The sequence below is a fragment of the Megasphaera hominis genome, assembly GCF_014269395.1.
Taxonomy (GTDB): Bacteria; Bacillota; Negativicutes; order Veillonellales; family Megasphaeraceae; genus Megasphaera; species Megasphaera hominis.
Genome location: NZ_JACOGK010000004.1, coordinates 1 through 16,227, shown reverse-complemented (window position 1 = coordinate 16,227; position 16,227 = coordinate 1). Strand labels below are relative to the sequence as shown.

Here is a 16,227-nt window from a genome sequence, read left to right as displayed (position 1 = left end):
ATGTTCAATTGTGTAAAATTACGGCTTCGCGCAGAAATTCCTGTACGCATTCGTCCCTTCCTGGGTGCCCGTGTGCGGCAGCTTCCCGGTGTAGCTGCTGCGTCGACGGATGGCCGCCTGGTAACCATTTATTACAAAAAGCCTTTCCAGCCTCAGCAGGTGATGCCGCTTCTGCGGAGCTTTGAAAAGACCTATGGCAAAGAGACCGATGAACATAAGGAGCTCGACGTAAGCTCGTACAAACGTGAAGCTATCCTCTCTGTGGGCGGTTTCATTGCCATGAATATCGTGCGCAAGACAAACCCGGAATTTTATGAATCCATGCTCTTATTCCGCCGTCTCTTTACGCTCTTTATTGCCCGCCGCTTCATTCAGAATGGCGTCATGGGTGTCGTCCGCGACCATCAGGCTAATGCCGATACGCTCACGGCTACAGCCGTTATCGCCTCTGTTGTCGCCGGTAAGCCTGAATCGAGCCTTACCCTGCTGGCCCTTTCTAATGGCGCTGAAATGCTGACTGAATACGCAGCCGAACGGGCGCGCAAACAGATTTCCGGCCTTCTCAAGCTCGACCAGCACGATGTTTGGCTTATTGAAAATGGCAAGGAACGCAAGGTACCTGTCGATTCTCTGAAGGTAGGCGACCAGATCGCCGTCCACCTGGGTGAAAAGATCTGCGTCGACGGCCGTGTGTTGAACGGTAACGCCGCTGTCAACCAGGCGTCCGTCACGGGCGAATCGAATCCGGCTATTAAGCAGAAAGGTTCCTTCGTCTACGCCGGCAGTGTCGTCGAAGCCGGTGCTCTCGTCGTAACCGTCGAAAAGGTCGGCGACGATACGTCCCTGGCTCAGATTATCCACCTCGTCGAAGAAGCCCAGACCCGCAAAGCACCGGTCCAGAACTTTGCCGACAAGATGGCTAATATGCTCGTGCCGGTCTCCTTTATCGGCGCAGCCATCGTCTATGGCGCTACGAAGGATTGGCAGCGCGTCCTGAACCTGCTCTTTATCGACTTCTCGTGCGGCCTCAAGCTCTCGACGGCTACGGCTATTTCCGCCGCTATCGGTGTTGCAGCCCGCAAGGGGATCCTCATCAAGGGCGGCAACTACATTGAAAACCTAGCTCATATCGATACGATCGTCCTCGATAAGACCGGTACTATCACCATGGGTACACCGCAGATTCAGCAGATCGTCACGGCTGAAGGCGTCGACGAAAAGGAACTGATCCTCTTGGCTGCTTCGGCAGAAATGCACTCCGTCCATCCCTTGGCTGTAGCTATCCAGAAATACGTCAAGGCTAACCACTGGACGACGCCGTCCCACAGCGATTCGGAAACCATCGTCGCCCGCGGCATGCGTGCCATCGTGCCGGATTTCGAAGGCTATACAGGCGGGGAAATCCTCGTCGGCAGCCGCCGCTTCATGCAGGAACAGGCTGTAACCGGCCTGCCGGAATTAACGGATAAACAAAACGGCAAGAATCTGCTCTATATTTCCCGCAACGGTGCATTCCTGGGGACCCTGGCTATTCTCGACCCGGTCCGCCCGGCCATGAAGAAAACACTCAACCGCATGCGCCGCCTGGGCATCGACGAAATTGTCATGCTCACCGGTGACTCGAAGGAAGTGGCCGCAGAAGTAGCCCGCAACCTCGATATCGATTCGTACCACGCAGAAATTTTGCCGGAAGATAAGGCGAACTATGTCATGAAGCTCCAGAAACGGGGCGACGTCATGATGGTTGGCGACGGTATTAACGATGCGCCGGCTCTGGCTTTTGCCGATATCGGTGTCAGCCTGGGTGGCAACAAGACCGATATTGCCGCTGAATCGGCAGCGATTACCATTCAGTCGGAAGACCCGGCCAAGCTCTACGATGCATTGGCTATTGGCCGTCAGACCATGGGCATTATTAATCAGAATTTCACAGCTACGATTATCGTCAACTCGGCGGCTATGATTTTGGGCGCCTTAGGCCGCATTAGCCCGCTCTGGGCAGCCGTCATCCACAACACGGCAACTCTGGCAGTGGTCATGAACAGTGTCCGTATTTTGAAACCGGCAGTAAAACGGGTCTAACTCTCAATATGGATAATGGTTATTAGTGCAAAATAATATGTTTAAAAACAAACAGCGCCATTACGTAAACTAGTATGTTACGAGTGGTGCTGTTTATTTTTATAGTAAATATCAATAATAGAAAGAACAATGAGATATAGTAAACTATAAACGTGCATATATGCTTATTTCTCACATAAACGATAAACTAACGAGTGAAAATGAAAATAAGTATTGACATTTACTTTGTGATTTTATATACTAAATAACGTAATGAACAAGATTATCAAAATCTTGCGAGAATTTTTACCAGGGGAAGGAAGTGTAAGTATTATTTACTGAGCACAAAGCAGAGGAGCGCGATGTAAATGAGTGTTGTCATAGTTGGCGGAAACGATTGTATGGTTTGCCAGTATAAGTCGATCTGTAAAGAATTCGATTACAAGGCAAAGGTGTTTACTCAGGTACCGAGTGATTTTAAATCGAAAATCGGCTCGCCTGACCTGGTAGTGTTGTTCACAAGTACTGTCTCTCACCGGATGGTACATTGTGCAGTAAAAGAGGCGCAGCGTAAAAACGTGGAGGTCATCCGCTCCCATACGAGCAGCTCCAGTGCCTTAAAGTCTATATTAGAGGCCCGCGCTGAGCGGTGCGCAGTCTAAACGCATGACCGACCTGAACTGCCTGGCAGTTTGGGTTGGTAGCATGAACAGCAAAGGGAAAAAAAGAGGAGGTGTCGAAGAGATGAGTGTAGTAAAATTGGCGGATATGAAAGTAGGAGCCAGCGGCGTCGTAGAAGCCTTGGCCGGTCACGGCAATATCCAGCATCGTCTCGTAGATATGGGCGTCGTCAAAGGAACCCATATTACTGTTGTTAAGGTAGCGCCCTTGGGCGATCCTGTTGAAATTAAGGTCAAAGGGACCGAATTGGCGTTACGAAAGAATGAAGCAGCTATGATTAGCGTAGCTGTAGAAGGAGGCAGACAGTAGTCATGGATAATGCAGCAACGATTAAAATTGCCTTAGCGGGCAATCCGAACTGCGGCAAGACGACGATATTCAATAATATTACAGGTGCAAAACAGCACGTCGGCAATTATCCCGGCGTTACTGTAGAAAAAAAAGAAGGGCGCTGCACGTACGAAAACAACAGCCTCTTGTTTGTCGATTTACCGGGCACATACAGCTTGACCGCCCGTTCCCTCGATGAAGTAGTTGCAAGAAATGTTATTATAAATGAGAAACCTGATATTATCGTTAATGTCTTGGACGCTTCGAACTTGGAACGTAACTTGTATTTAGCAGCCCAGATCGTCGAATTGGGCCGGCCAGTGGTTATCGGCCTCAATATGATGGACATTGCTGAACGCATGGGTGCCAAAATTGACTTGGAAAAGCTCGGCAAGAAGCTGGGGGCCACAGTAGTCCCACTCGTAGGCAGTAAAAATGTTGGTACGACAGAGCTCTTGCGGGCAGTTATGGAAGTCGCTAAAAAAGGTGAAGTCATTGAAAATGCTGAAGTCGATTATGGCCCGGAACTCGAACCGGCTATCCGCAGCCTCAGCGATATGATTCAAAAGAATGGCAGTATCCAGTACCCTGTACGCTGGCTGGCAGTCAAGTTACTGGAAAATGATCCCGATGTCCTCAACAAGGTTCGCGTCATCGAAGGGACAGAACCTATCGTGGCTATGGCCCAGACGCTGCGCGATTCCTTAAAAAATAAAGTGGATCTGGAATTCTGCTTCGCCGAATACCGTCACCGCTTTGCCGTTGATGCGTACAATGCATCAATTGTACGGACGGGCAGCAATGATACCTTATCAGATAAAATTGACCGCGTGCTCACACACCGGATTCTTGGTATTCCTATTTTCCTCGGCCTCATGTGGCTCATGTTTACGTCCGTTATCGACTTGGGCGCTTACCCGCAGGACTGGCTCGATCAGGGCTTTGGCATGCTCGGCGACTACCTCGGCTCGGTCATTACCAATGACCAGCTCCGTTCCCTCATAGTCGATGGCGTTATCGGCGGTGTGGGTGCGGTACTGAGCTTCGTACCGCTTATTATCATTTTGTATTTCTTCATCAGTCTTATTGAAGACACAGGCTACATGGCCCGTGCAGCCTTCCTTATCGACCGTATCATGCGGGCTTGCGGTTTGCATGGCAAATCCTTCATCCCCATGATCCTCGGCTTTGGTTGCAACGTGCCTGGCATCATGGCTGCTCGTACACTGGATAATGAAAAAGACCGCATGGTCACCATCCTGGCGTGCCCCTTCATGAGCTGCGGTGCCCGTTTGCCGGTCTACACCCTGTTTATTGCCGCATTCTTTGGCGCTACAGGCTACGGCGGCACGGTTCTTACAGCCATCTACATTCTCGGTATTCTCGTTTCCATTGGCGTCGCTATTGTTTTGCGTAAGACGGCTTTCAAAGGCGAAACGGAACCGTTCGTTATGGAATTACCTCCCTATCACATTCCAACCATCAAAGGTGTGCTCATGCACATGTGGGAACGTACTGTTCTCTATCTGAAAAAAGCCGGTACAATCATCCTCGGCGCATCTATCCTGGTTTGGTTCCTTACAGCATATCCGATGGATGTTGAATATTCCCAGGATTTTGACGCTGCCAGAGATCAGGTAACGGAAACGATGGAAATGGAACAGGCTGCTATTCTCCAGTCTTATGGTGTACAGAGCCTTGAAGATGATGCAGCGTTGAACACCATGTATGAATCGATGATCACTACAGCTGATGCCGATGCAGAAGCAGCTGACGCAGAAGAACAGGATGTATCTGACGTAGCTCAGGCTCAGGCGCTTGAAGAAAAACCGGAATATCCTGCAGGCTTTGCCGATCTCCAGGCTTCGAACCCGACGCTCTATGCACAGGCTCTGCCGCTATTTGATGCCAAGGTCAAAGCAGACGACGCAACGGCTGCTCTCGATGACCAGCAGAATTCGGAAAAACTCTCCCAGAGTTATGCTGCCCGCCTCGGCCACTTCGTCGAACCGGTTATTGCACCGCTTGGTTTTGACTGGAAAATCGGTGTCGGCCTCGTAGCTTGCACGGCTGCTAAGGAAGTCATGGTTTCCACACTGGCTACGATTTACAGCGTTGAAGCCGATGACACGCACGAAGCCAGCCTTGTTACTTACCTGGCTAACGACAACAGCTTCAACCCGGCTGTAGCACTGTCACTCATGATCTTTAGCCTGCTTTACATGCCTTGCGTAGCCTCCCTGGCTGTAATCAAGCGTGAAACGAACTCCTGGAAATGGATGTTCTTCTCCATGGGCCTCGGCGTTGTCCTGGCTTATGTATTTGCCTTTGCTGTGTACCATCTGGCTCTCCTCGCCGGACTTGGTGCGTAACAATATAACAGTAGGAAAGCCAGTAGCCCTTGAGGTTATTGGCTTTTCTCTGTAAATTGTATTATACTGAAGGTGTAGAAGAGATCCTTCTACATCACCGCGAAAGGTCGTGAAGATTATGGATATTACTACTATCATCGTAGGCATTGTCGTATTGATTGCGGCGTTTTATATTGGCCGGCACGTACGCGGCCTCTTCAAGGGCACGGCCAGCTGCTGCGGCAGCAGTGGCGGCGGTTGCAGTGGCTGCTCGGGCTGTGCGCCGAAACCTAAGAAGTAGGTGAAAGCGTAGTCTTTCCCCCTTTATACAAATGGCCAGACCTATGCGGAGTGATATACTCCCATAGGTCCGGCCGTTTTTGCCTTTTCTAAAGCAATATAATGTATTATATATAAGAAGAAAAAAATCCCTGCTTCCTTGCGGCTCAGGCCGTAAGGAAACAGGGAGACTGGGGAACGAAATCAGATCGTTTCTTTCATCGTTTCAGTGACCGGTGCATACTCTTCGGAACTTTCAGGCTGGGCGTTCATCTGGTCGATGCGGCCTTTGTAGGCTGCGTCCGTGGCGTAGCGTTTGTTTTTGTACCAGCCAACAGTCAGGAAGGGCACGATGATGATGGCAATGGCCAAGTAGCCACAGTAGCCGTAGCCATATTTGATGATATTCGTCAGGCCGGCTAAGGAAACGGTCATAGAGAGGAGAATGATGAAGAAGGTCACCATGGCCGAGCGGACGACGCTGCTGCGGGAGATTTTCTTCAAGGGCTGTACTTCAGAAAAACGGGCTGTAAAGCCAAAGACTGTCGTAACGCCCGTCGAAACGAGGCAGAGGAGCAGGCAAATGCTGTAGACGACGGTCAGCCAGGGCATACCCATGGCTTGGCAGCTCGTCAGGGTCGGCAAGGGCGATTTGCCGTAGACGCCGGTCCAGCCCAAGAGCATGCAGACCGATAAGGTCAGGGCCACGGCGTTCATGGCAAAGGAGAACCACATGGAGGTGGCGCAATTTTTACGCGTTACCAAGGGCGTGCCTACGACGATCATGGTCGGAATGACGACGCACTGGAAACCAGCGTAGGTTACGGCGTAGAGGATAGCCTGGGGCAATTTGGCAAAGCCGTTGGCCATGAAGTCATTTTCCATGGCGGCCGTGACGGTCGTCGTGCCGACTACGTCGCCGGTCATAAAGATACCGATGGTGAAGATGAGGATGGACGTGACCAAGATGCCAATGCCCATGTAGGTCGTAGCCTTGCGGACCAGATTGGCACCGAAGATGGTCAGGGCAAAGACGACGGCGCCGACGAGGACGACACCGATGTAGTAATTGATAGCCAGCTGGTCAGCTAAGGCCGAGGCGGCACCGGAAATAGCTGCCGAGACGGCCATGAGGACCATGATGTAGAAGAAGACTTCAAAGAGGACTTCCACGGCTTTAAAGGGGCTGTACAAATTCATGAATAATTGCTTGTAGCTCGTTAAATGACGGGAATTGTACATGTTCATGGCTTCTTTGATGGTCAGTGTCAGAAGCAGCATGGTGATGATGGCTGTAATAGGCCCGAGCCAGCCCAAGCTGATAAAGTAGACGTTGGCCTGATTGCCTGTGGCAAAGCCGCCGCCAGCGTGGGAGCTGAACAGGACGGCGCCGACGGAAAAGCAAAGACTTAATGAAGCTGTTTTTACAGCAGATGCAGATGGCATACTAGATTCCCCCTTAGGATACGAATAGAACTTTCAGAGAGAATCGAAAACGCCTTTCGTCTCTCTGCGTGTATACGTAAGAGACGAAAGGCGTATATTCCTTCCGCGGTACCACTCTTATTCACCTGCCGTGCAGGCGCTCTCTCGGATACGGCCTGGTGGCGATATCCATGCTCTGTAACGGGAGTTCCCGGGAAGGCCTACTCGCTTCAGCCTTGCCGCTCGGCAATGAGTTCACTCTGCTTCCTGTACTGTCTCGCACCGGCTGACAGCTCTCTGCAACATTCCAGCAGACCTACTAGTTTGCTTCATCGCGTTTGTGTGATGTTTGATGTGGCAATGATAGCATGCCAGACAGAGCGTGTCAAGGAAATTTCTTGAAAAATATTAAAAAATTAAAGTAAACGTTTCAGTAAAACCTTTAAGTTGCTAGTGTATAGAAAATATAGAAAACACAGAAAAACATGGTGAAATATGGACAGTTGTGGTATACTTAGAAAAAAGGAGGGACACGACTATGCCTGAATTAAAAGAACGCTACCTAAAGCAGTTACAGCTTCTTACAGCCGCCTTGGGGACAGAAGAGCCCACGCCCCTGGCCATACACGGCACGATCCACTTGTTTGAAGTCCAGTTTGACCTGGCCCTGGCCTTGCTCTCCCAGCTTCTGGATCACCACGACAGCGGCGCCTTCTTCTCGTCGGGCCCGCGGGAAATCATTATGGAGGCCTACGATGAATATGCCTTCATGGACGACAGCCTGTGGCTGGAAATGATGCGCGAACGGGATGACAGGAGCAACGAAGACACGCGCTGGCCGGCCCTCATCGAACGGATCCGCACGGCCTACATGCCGGCCTTCCGGGCCTTGGCCAACGAAGTCATTTATGAACCGACATTTATTTAGGAGATGAGCAGCTTGAAATTATTTGATACGAAGGAAGCAAAAGCCCTGCTCGATGCAGGTAAAGCCATTGCCGTCGATGTACGCCACGCCGGCGAATACACGGAAGGACATATTGCCGGTGCTGTTTGGCTGGAAAACGAAAAGATAACGGCAGAAACGGCTGCCGCGGCCTTGCCGGATAAGACGCAAAAGTATCTCATATATTGCCATTCCGGCATGCGTGCCGAACAGGCGAAGAAGAAACTGCGCGACTTGGGCTATACCGACGTAGAAAACTTCGGTGGTGTCATCAACTGGCCCTACGGCCTGACCAAATAGGGGCGTAGCTGGGCAATCGATAAAACGAATTATTACATTTTGCATAAAGAATCAAAGGCTTTGTGTATAGTGAACATGTTTGTATACACTATACATAAGGCCTTTTGTATTGACAAGTACTGTAAATGTCCCCTATAATTGTACAGGACATTATATATTTTATTTATATACACCTTAGTAGTTCGAGGAGGAATTATTCATGAAATTTGGTATTTTAAAAGATATTAAAGCCGATGAATACCGTGTCATCGCCACACCGGCAGAAGTAGCTATGATTGCCCGTACAGGCAGTGATGTGCTGGTACAAAAAGGCGCTGGCGAAGGGGCCGGCTTTGCTGATGAAGCCTACGTAGCCGCCGGTGCCAAGCTGGCCGACACGATGGAAGATATTTACGCAACCTGCGATTTCGTCGCTAAAGTAAAAGAATTGGAAGAACGGGAATTCCCGCTCATCCGGGAAAACCAGATCATCTTCACGTGCATCCATCCCGCTGCCCATCCGGCAGAAGTCGATGCCCTCTTGCAGCACAAGGCCATTTCCTTCGCTGCAGAAGATTCGCACCGCTACGGTTCGCCGAACTGTGAAGCTGCCGGTAAGATCGGCGCTATGATGGGCCTTACGAGCCTCATGTCCTGCAATGGCGGCAAAGGCAAATTCGTCAACGGCTTCGGCGGGGCTCCCGGCATTCACGCCCTGGTCATCGGTGCCGGTACGGTTGGCCGTGCCTGCGTCGGCGTGTTGCAGCAGCTCGGTGCCCGTGTTACCGTCATGGATATCAACATTGGCGTTCTGCGTAGCCTGGGCCAGCAGTTCCACGAATCCATCGATACGATGATTTCCAACCACTACAACCTGACAAAAATTCTTCCTACAGTAGACGTCGTCTACAACTGCGTCCGCTGGCCGAAGAATGCAACAGAATACATGATCGACCGCTCTATGGTTGCTTCTATGGAAAAAGGCTCGGTTATCGTCGATATCAGTAATGACTACGGTGCGATCGAAACGTTCCATGAAACGACCCATTCCAACCCGACGTACATCGAAGAAGGTGTCGTTCATTACTGCGTCAGCAATATTCCTGCTGCCTGCGGCCAGTCCACATCCCAGGCCTATGCTGCTTCCGTATTGCCGCATTTCGTGAGCATCATCAACAACGGCGTCGCCCAGGCTTGCGCTAAAGACGGCTTCCTGCGCCGCGCTATGGTTACCTACAAGGGCTACCTGACGCACGAAGAAACGAGCGCCATCCAGGACAAACCGTGGATCCAGCCGGAAGTCATCTTGGGCATCAAGGACCAGGCTATCGACCCGGCACCGGCCGCTACGACTTCCAAATCGACGAACTTCATTAAATTATAATTATTGAGCAACGCACACTCTGACAAAGGGGGACACCGCTGTGACCGTTACTAATTTCCTCATCGACTTCTTTATTGCCTCCGTATTTATCCTCATTGGACAACTCCTGCGCAGTAAAGTAGGCTTTATTCAGAAATTCTTCATGCCTTCAGCCATGGTTGCCGGCCTCTTGGCACTGGCCGTCCGCTATACAGGCATCCTGCCTTTTTCCAAGGGCCTCGGCAGCTATCCCGGTACACTGATCATCCTGATCTTCGCCGCCATTGGCCTGCAGGGCTTTACGATCCACAAGAACGATATGAAAAAGGAAGTGGCCCGTCTCGGCTCGTACTTCTGCTATAAGACACTGGCCCAGGCCATTCAGTTCAGCCTGCCCGTCATTTTCTCTATCGTCGTCATTTCCCAGCTCTTCCCGGATATTAACTATTCCTTCGGCCTCCTTTTGGCTTCGGGCTTTTCCGGTGGCCACGGCACGGCAGCTGCTGTCGGCTCGGCCTTGGCAGAAATGGGCTTTGAAGATGCCAAGGACATTGGCATGACCTGCGCCACTGTCGGCCTCTTAGCGGGTATTTTCGGCGGCCTTATCTATACCAAGATTGCTGCCCGTAAAGGCTACACGGCGTACATTAAGGATTTCTCTTACATTTCCGGCGATTTGCGGACCGGCCTTATTCCGAAGAACCACCGTCAGTCCATGGGTGATGAAACTATTTCCTCGACGACCTTGGATACGCTGGCCTTCCACTTCGCCTTGCTCCTCCTGTGCTCCGGCGCCGGCTGGCTGATTATGGACTTCGTCTATAAGAGCACCGGCCTCGATCTGCCGAGCTACCTCTTTGCTTTCCTCTTGGGGATCGCCTTGTTCCTCATTTTGAAGCGCACACCGGCGTACGACTACATTGATAACCGCGTCATCAGCCGTATTTCCGGCACGGCAACGGATTATCTCGTCTTCTTCGGCATTGCTTCGATCAAGCTTGACGTCGTCGTAGAATACGCCATTCCGTTGCTCATGCTGCTCATCTTCGGCTGCCTCATCGTTACGTACATGCTCTGGATTGTCGGTCCGCAGATGAATAACGAAAGCTGGTTCGAACGGTCGCTCTTCGTCTATGGCTATTCCACAGGCGTCTTTGCCATCGGCTTCGTACTCCTGCGTATTGTCGATCCGGAAAACAAGTCCAAGACCTTGAACGATACGGCTATTGTAGGCTCCCTCAATACGCCCTTTGAAATGTTCGCCTGGTCCTTCGGGCCGATTATGCTCATGCAAGGCCAGCACTGGCTCTTCTGCGGCCTCTACCTGGCGCTCACCATTGCCTGCTTTGTCGTTTGCAGAGCCTGCGGCTGGTGGTGGGGCGGTACGGACAAACATCGTCCGGGCCTAGGCACCGATGCTGTAGAAACAGCAGCCATCAAAGAATAAGTTTTTCCTTTCCTCTCCTGTCCTTGGCAGGGGAGGAATTTTTTTTGAGAAATTTTGTCAGGTGTTGTGATTACAACGGAAAAGGTGGCCTTATCCATGCTATACTGTGTTCAGAAAGAGAAAAGAAATACCTATTACTATTGAATATACAATTTCCATTATATAGGAGGCACACACGATGACACTGAAAAACGTATTAAACAAATTTGCTGCTAATGAAAAAGTTACACAGGATATGCTCATGGGCGATATTCTCCGCCAGCACCCGGAAGTAGCCGATACACTGATTGCACAGGGTATGCATTGCCTGGGCTGCCCGTCGTCGCAGGCTGAAAGCCTGGAAAATGCGTGCCGCGTCCACGGTCTCGATCCGCAGCAGGTAGCCATGGCTGTTAACGTTGCCATTCAGGCTGGCAAGCAGTAAGGAGGAGACGAAGATGAGCGCATTTTTGGGACCGATTCATTTTTGGCTGTACAAAAAAATCCAGTTTCAGGAAGCACTGATTGATGAACTCGTGGCGTACGCCCGCGTACACAACTGGTCTGCAGAAGACCTGGCTGACAAATACTGCACCAAGGACCGCCGGGAACTGGAAGAAGTCATTGACGAAGCCAACATCCATGGCTGGCTCCAGTCCCGCATTCACGACGCAGAAGGCCGCTATGCCGCCTTCGTCAACGCCATGGTCGAAGGCCATGCGGAACGTCTGGAAGAACTGAAACAGGCTGCTTACGATTTTGGTAAAAACCAGGGCGTCAGTGGGGAAACGGCCCCGGCTGTATACCATCAGCTCGATGACCTCCTGTTGGACGGCATGCCCTGCGATATGGTCAACCAGGTCGTCGACAGCACAGATGAACGCTTCGTCTGGCAGCAGGCTATGGACATTCACAGCTCCTTCTGGGGTGACAACGGCGCCTATTACTACGCCCTGCGTCAGGCCATGATTAAAGGCCTCCTGGCTGGTACGGACTTTGCCTTTACGCAGGAAGCAGACGGTGCTTTCGTCATTTCCCGTAAAGCCGCATAAGGAAAGGAAGAAAAAACATGTATAGCATAGATGTTATGGTTGAACAGCACAGAAATATTTCCCGCATGCTCCGCATCATCAAAGCGGCGTGCTGTTCCATCCTCGAAGGGGCTGACGTAGACCAGGCGGAATTTGCCGACATCGTCGATTTCGTCCGCAACTACGCCGACGCCCATCACCACCAGCGGGAAGAACAGGTTTTGTTCCCGGAAATGATCGATAAGCTCGGTCCTCTGGCCAACACGATCATTACCCACGGCATGCTCGTCGAACACGACCTGGGCCGGGCCCATATCCGCTCCCTTAACGAAGCGCTCAAGCTTTACGCCGAAGATCCGCAGACAGAATACAAGCTGCAGATTCTGACGGAAGCTATGGGCTATGTGAACCGCTTGCAGGTCCATGTAGAAAAAGAAAACAACGTCGTTTATCCTATGGCAGAACGGGAACTCCCGGCTGACGTAAAGGAAAAAATCGACGCGGCTGCACGGGACCTGGAAACCGAAGACAGTGCCTCCTTTACGGCCCAGTCTTTGGCTCTCCTGGACAAGCTCGAAGCAAAATATCACTTAGTATAAGTAAGGCGGCGCAGGACCGGTGGGGGACTGCGCCACATTACTTTTTGTAATGCATGCATTTTTGTTCTACGCGAAAATAATCTCTCCCTTAACTATGTACTGCCTGCATGCTGTAAATTTCAAGTACAACGTTTTTCCATCCTTTAGGATTCTTCCGGGAAGGGCTGAAAAAGCGCGATTCTACGGAACTGTCCAGGCACTGCCCCTTTCGTAAACGATATTAGATTTAAGCCCTCATATATCTTATAATTAATCTCGTTACGAGGTGAAAGATAAGGGAAACGCCAGCAGCAACACGTACCATGAGGGGCTGGCGGCACCTGTATTTTTAGGTAGAGGAGAGAGCTTGCTATGTATATTATGGGAATGGAAAAGGTACTGAGCCGGACCTATGCGGCTTGGAAAAAAGCACAGAAAGACAAGGATGACAACGATCACCGCCGTGGTCCCCGCAAGGGCTTGCCCGTCGGTATTTGTCTCAGTTTGTATAGCAGCCTGCCTGCTATGGGGTAAAGAAAATATGATCAATGGCAGATGAAAGCCGCAGTGAAGGGAAGGTTCCTCGCTGCGGCTTTTTGTATGTCTTTGCTTACAGAAAAAGTGTAGCACATATACGTAGCCGTTGCCTCTTTTCTTTGCCGTACACTGTGCTATAATAAGGCCTATCCTTAATTATTTTAATACTTGTGCCGCTGGCAGAAGAGGAGCGATCATGGACGAAATCCAACGAGAGAAACGGGTACAACACAAACAACGGCAGCTCGATATGCTGCATGGGTCCTTATGGGATAAATTGACGCTTTTTGCCTTGCCCCTGGCCCTGACGGGGGTCTTGCAGCAGCTCTTTAATACGGCCGATGTCGCCGTCCTGGGCCAGTTCGTCAGCAAGGAAGCCATGGCCGCCGTAGGCAATAATACGCCCATCATTTCCCTCTTTGTAACGCTCTTTTTGGGTCTTTCCCTGGGGGCTAACGTGGTCATTGCCCAGCTCTTGGGGGCGCGCCGTCCTGATAAGGCCAGCGAAGCCCTGCACACAGCCCTGCCCATGGCTCTCGTCGTCGGCGTAGCCCTGGCCCTTATTGGGGAAATCACGACGGGTCCTATGCTGGCTTTTCTCAGCGTGCCGGAAAACGTCATCGGTCCGGCTGAGGAGTACCTGCGTATTTACCTCGTTGGCTTACCCATTATGAGCCTCTACAACTTCGAAGCGGCCATTATCCGCAGCCGCGGCGATACGCGGACGCCGCTCATGGCTTTGGCTGTGGCCAGTGCTGTCAATATTATCCTCAACCTGGTCTTTACCCTCGTTTTTGCTGGCGGTGTCGCAGGTGTCGCCATTGCTACGGTTCTGGCCAACGTCGTCTGCGCCGGTATTCTCTACGTCTTCTTGCGCCGCGATACGGGCGTTCTTCATCTCGATCCCAAAGCGCTCCACATCCGCCGCGCCTAAGTGTCGCCTATCGTGCGCATTGGCCTGCCGGCAGGCTTGCAGGGCATGGTCTTTTGCATTTCTAACGTCATCATCCAATACGCCATCAACGGCCTCGGTGCCGATGCCATGGCAGCGTCGGCTGCGGCCTATACGATTGAAATCAACGTCTACTGCATTATTAATTCCTTCGGCCAGGCAGCGACGACCTTTACGAGCCAGAACTTCGGTGCCCGCAACTTTGCCCGCTGCCGCCGCATCCTTTGGGAATGCATTGGCCTCAACATTTTTTATATGGGCCTCTTGGTCATTGTCATCTACATCTTTGCTACGCCTATGCTCGGCTTTTTCAGCAAAGACCCGGACGTCATCGCCATGGGCAATACGCGCCTTTTCTACGTTACGTACATGCAGTTTACCAATATTCTCATAGAAATCATTTCCGGTGTCCTGCGGGGCTACGGCTTTTCCCTGCCGCCGGCTATCCTGGCCCTGGTCGGCATTTGCGGCGTCCGCCTGACCTGGATTTGGACAATTTTTCCGGGCAACCCGACCTTTACGAACATCATGGTTTGCTATCCCGTAAGCTGGATCGTCACGGCAGCCCTCCTCATCGTCCTCTATTTCTGGTACTTAAAGCATTTGCGCTCGCTCCTTGCCCGGGAAAGAAAGTACCGGCAAAGCCAGGCGTAGAGGCAGAACGAAACGCCTTTTGAAGCGGCGTGCCGGATTAGACAAAGATGAAAGGAGGAATTCTATGGATGTATCCTATCTCTTGGCGCGTTGGCATTTCGTGCCGGAAAAACTGACTGCCTTTGGCTTTCACGCAGACCACGGCGTCTGGACCTATGCAGCGCCCTTAGGTGATTTGGGCGTCGAACTGCACGTAACCCTCACAGAAAATACGCTCACGCTGCACGTGTACGATCCCGATATGGGGGAGAATTACTTGCCCTTTGAAATGCCTAACGATACGGGTGCCTTTGCCGCCGCCGTACGCGAAGCAGCAGAGGCCGTCGTCCGGCGCCTGCAAGACGAATGCACTGTCCAGGCCGACGGGACGGCCCGCATCGTGGCGTACGCCCGGGCACAGTATGGTACAGAAACGGAGCAGCCCTGGGAGAAGTATCCCGGCTTTTGTACCTTAAAAACGCCGGAAAATAAGTGGTACGGTCTGGTCATGCCTGTTCCTGCCAAGGTATTAGGCTTGGCGGGGACAGATACGGTTACGGTCCTCAACGTCAAGGCGGCACCAGAAAAGGTGGTCGCTTTGCCTGACGGACGCCATTATTTCCCGGCCTACCATATGAATAAAAAGCACTGGCTCAGTATCCTCATCGACAGCGATCTGCCTGATGCGGCCTGGCAGGAGCTCCTTCAGGAAAGCTACAGCCTGGCCGGCGGCAAGGATTGGCGTGGTACGGCCTGGATCATTCCGGCCAATCCCAAATACTACGACTTCCGCAAGGGCCTTGAAGAAAACCCGTGCATTACGTGGAAACAGACCGGTACGGTCCGCAAGGGCGAAACGGTCTACCTCTACAGCGCTGCGCCGGACTCGGCCATTCTTTATAAGTGCCGCGCCATCGCCGTCGACCTGGCACCGGAATCAGGCCTCAAGGCCAAGCGGATGATGACCATCGCCAAGGTCGAAGCCTATCCGGATGATCTCCTCACACTGGAACGGTTAAAGCCGTATGGCTTTCATGCCGTGCGCAGCGGCCGCCGCCTCACAGCTGACATAGTAGCACATATCGAAGGGCTCGTCACTGCTTATAAAAACGAGCACTAACGAAAAGGGGCTGTGAAATAACACAGACCCAAATAACAAAGGAGGTCCACCGACTCTTTCGAGTCAGCGGACCTCCTTTTGTGGTAAAATTTACATAACCAATGAAAAATTCAACCACTAATTATTCTAAACCAAAACAGGCAATTTTGCCACTATATATTTCAGATTTTCTGGATATTTGCGATCCGGTGTTGGTTTTCAACAGATTCATGGAGGGAATCAACTTGGAGAAGTA

General features: G+C 51.5%; 17 protein-coding genes and 1 other annotated feature. Of the genes, 16 read left to right on the top strand and 1 reads right to left on the bottom strand.

Features of this window, described 5'->3' with window-relative positions:
- From H8J70_RS01960 to H8J70_RS01940, 5 genes are all read left to right on the top strand, one after another.
- Complete coding sequence (locus H8J70_RS01960; protein ID WP_186502080.1) at positions 1-2,082, top strand: heavy metal translocating P-type ATPase; 2,082 nt, start codon at positions 1-3, stop codon at positions 2,080-2,082.
- A 347-nt stretch (positions 2,083-2,429) separates the two neighbouring features.
- On the top strand, positions 2,430-2,723 hold the full coding sequence (locus H8J70_RS01955) for a DUF2325 domain-containing protein (RefSeq protein WP_186502079.1): 294 nt from the start codon (positions 2,430-2,432) through the stop codon (positions 2,721-2,723).
- Between the two features lie 82 nt (positions 2,724-2,805).
- Positions 2,806-3,051, top strand: a complete 246-nt coding sequence (locus tag H8J70_RS01950; RefSeq protein WP_186502078.1) for a FeoA family protein — start codon at positions 2,806-2,808, stop codon at positions 3,049-3,051.
- 2 nt (positions 3,052-3,053) lie between these two features.
- A complete protein-coding gene (gene feoB, locus H8J70_RS01945) occupies positions 3,054-5,444 on the top strand; it encodes a ferrous iron transport protein B (protein ID WP_186502077.1) in 2,391 nt (796 codons plus the stop codon).
- A gap of 118 nt (positions 5,445-5,562) precedes the next feature.
- Complete coding sequence (locus H8J70_RS01940; RefSeq protein WP_186502076.1) at positions 5,563-5,724, top strand: FeoB-associated Cys-rich membrane protein; 162 nt, start codon at positions 5,563-5,565, stop codon at positions 5,722-5,724.
- A gap of 182 nt (positions 5,725-5,906) precedes the next feature.
- Here the strand turns inward: H8J70_RS01940 and H8J70_RS01935 are convergent, their stop codons facing one another.
- Positions 5,907-7,148, bottom strand: a complete 1,242-nt coding sequence (locus tag H8J70_RS01935) for a YkvI family membrane protein (RefSeq protein WP_186502075.1) — start codon at positions 7,146-7,148, stop codon at positions 5,907-5,909.
- A gap of 76 nt (positions 7,149-7,224) precedes the next feature.
- Positions 7,225-7,469: a binding site (T-box leader), on the bottom strand.
- Between the two features lie 196 nt (positions 7,470-7,665).
- Here H8J70_RS01935 and H8J70_RS01930 point away from each other — a divergent pair.
- The 11 genes from H8J70_RS01930 to H8J70_RS01885 all read left to right on the top strand — a co-directional run bounded on the left by H8J70_RS01930 (position 7,666) and on the right by H8J70_RS01885 (position 15,992).
- Positions 7,666-8,055 carry an HI0074 family nucleotidyltransferase substrate-binding subunit gene (locus H8J70_RS01930; RefSeq protein ID WP_186502074.1) on the top strand — a complete coding sequence of 130 codons (390 nt, stop codon included), beginning with the start codon at positions 7,666-7,668 and terminating at the stop codon, positions 8,053-8,055.
- 12 nt (positions 8,056-8,067) lie between these two features.
- On the top strand, positions 8,068-8,373 hold the full coding sequence (locus H8J70_RS01925) for a rhodanese-like domain-containing protein (protein WP_186502073.1): 306 nt from the start codon (positions 8,068-8,070) through the stop codon (positions 8,371-8,373).
- 199 nt (positions 8,374-8,572) lie between these two features.
- Entirely contained in the window at positions 8,573-9,736 is a 1,164-nt protein-coding gene (locus H8J70_RS01920) for an alanine dehydrogenase (protein ID WP_186502072.1), read from the top strand.
- A 40-nt stretch (positions 9,737-9,776) separates the two neighbouring features.
- Positions 9,777-11,162: a sodium/glutamate symporter gene (locus tag H8J70_RS01915; protein WP_186502071.1), complete on the top strand. Its 1,386-nt coding sequence runs from the start codon at positions 9,777-9,779 to the stop codon at positions 11,160-11,162.
- A 178-nt stretch (positions 11,163-11,340) separates the two neighbouring features.
- Entirely contained in the window at positions 11,341-11,586 is a 246-nt protein-coding gene (locus tag H8J70_RS01910; protein WP_186502070.1) for a DUF1858 domain-containing protein, read from the top strand.
- A gap of 13 nt (positions 11,587-11,599) precedes the next feature.
- Positions 11,600-12,193, top strand: a complete 594-nt coding sequence (locus tag H8J70_RS01905) for a hypothetical protein (protein WP_186502069.1) — start codon at positions 11,600-11,602, stop codon at positions 12,191-12,193.
- Between the two features lie 17 nt (positions 12,194-12,210).
- A complete protein-coding gene (locus H8J70_RS01900) occupies positions 12,211-12,771 on the top strand; it encodes a hemerythrin domain-containing protein (RefSeq protein ID WP_186502068.1) in 561 nt (186 codons plus the stop codon).
- Between the two features lie 351 nt (positions 12,772-13,122).
- On the top strand, positions 13,123-13,284 hold the full coding sequence (locus tag H8J70_RS01895) for a hypothetical protein (RefSeq protein ID WP_186502067.1): 162 nt from the start codon (positions 13,123-13,125) through the stop codon (positions 13,282-13,284).
- 199 nt (positions 13,285-13,483) lie between these two features.
- Complete coding sequence (locus H8J70_RS12555; protein WP_246415228.1) at positions 13,484-14,221, top strand: MATE family efflux transporter; 738 nt, start codon at positions 13,484-13,486, stop codon at positions 14,219-14,221.
- Positions 14,222-14,233: 12 nt separating this feature from the next.
- Entirely contained in the window at positions 14,234-14,893 is a 660-nt protein-coding gene (locus tag H8J70_RS12550) for an MATE family efflux transporter (RefSeq protein ID WP_343068679.1), read from the top strand.
- A 64-nt stretch (positions 14,894-14,957) separates the two neighbouring features.
- Positions 14,958-15,992, top strand: a complete 1,035-nt coding sequence (locus H8J70_RS01885) for an MmcQ/YjbR family DNA-binding protein (protein WP_186502066.1) — start codon at positions 14,958-14,960, stop codon at positions 15,990-15,992.
- The last annotated feature ends 235 nt before the right edge of the window (positions 15,993-16,227 follow it).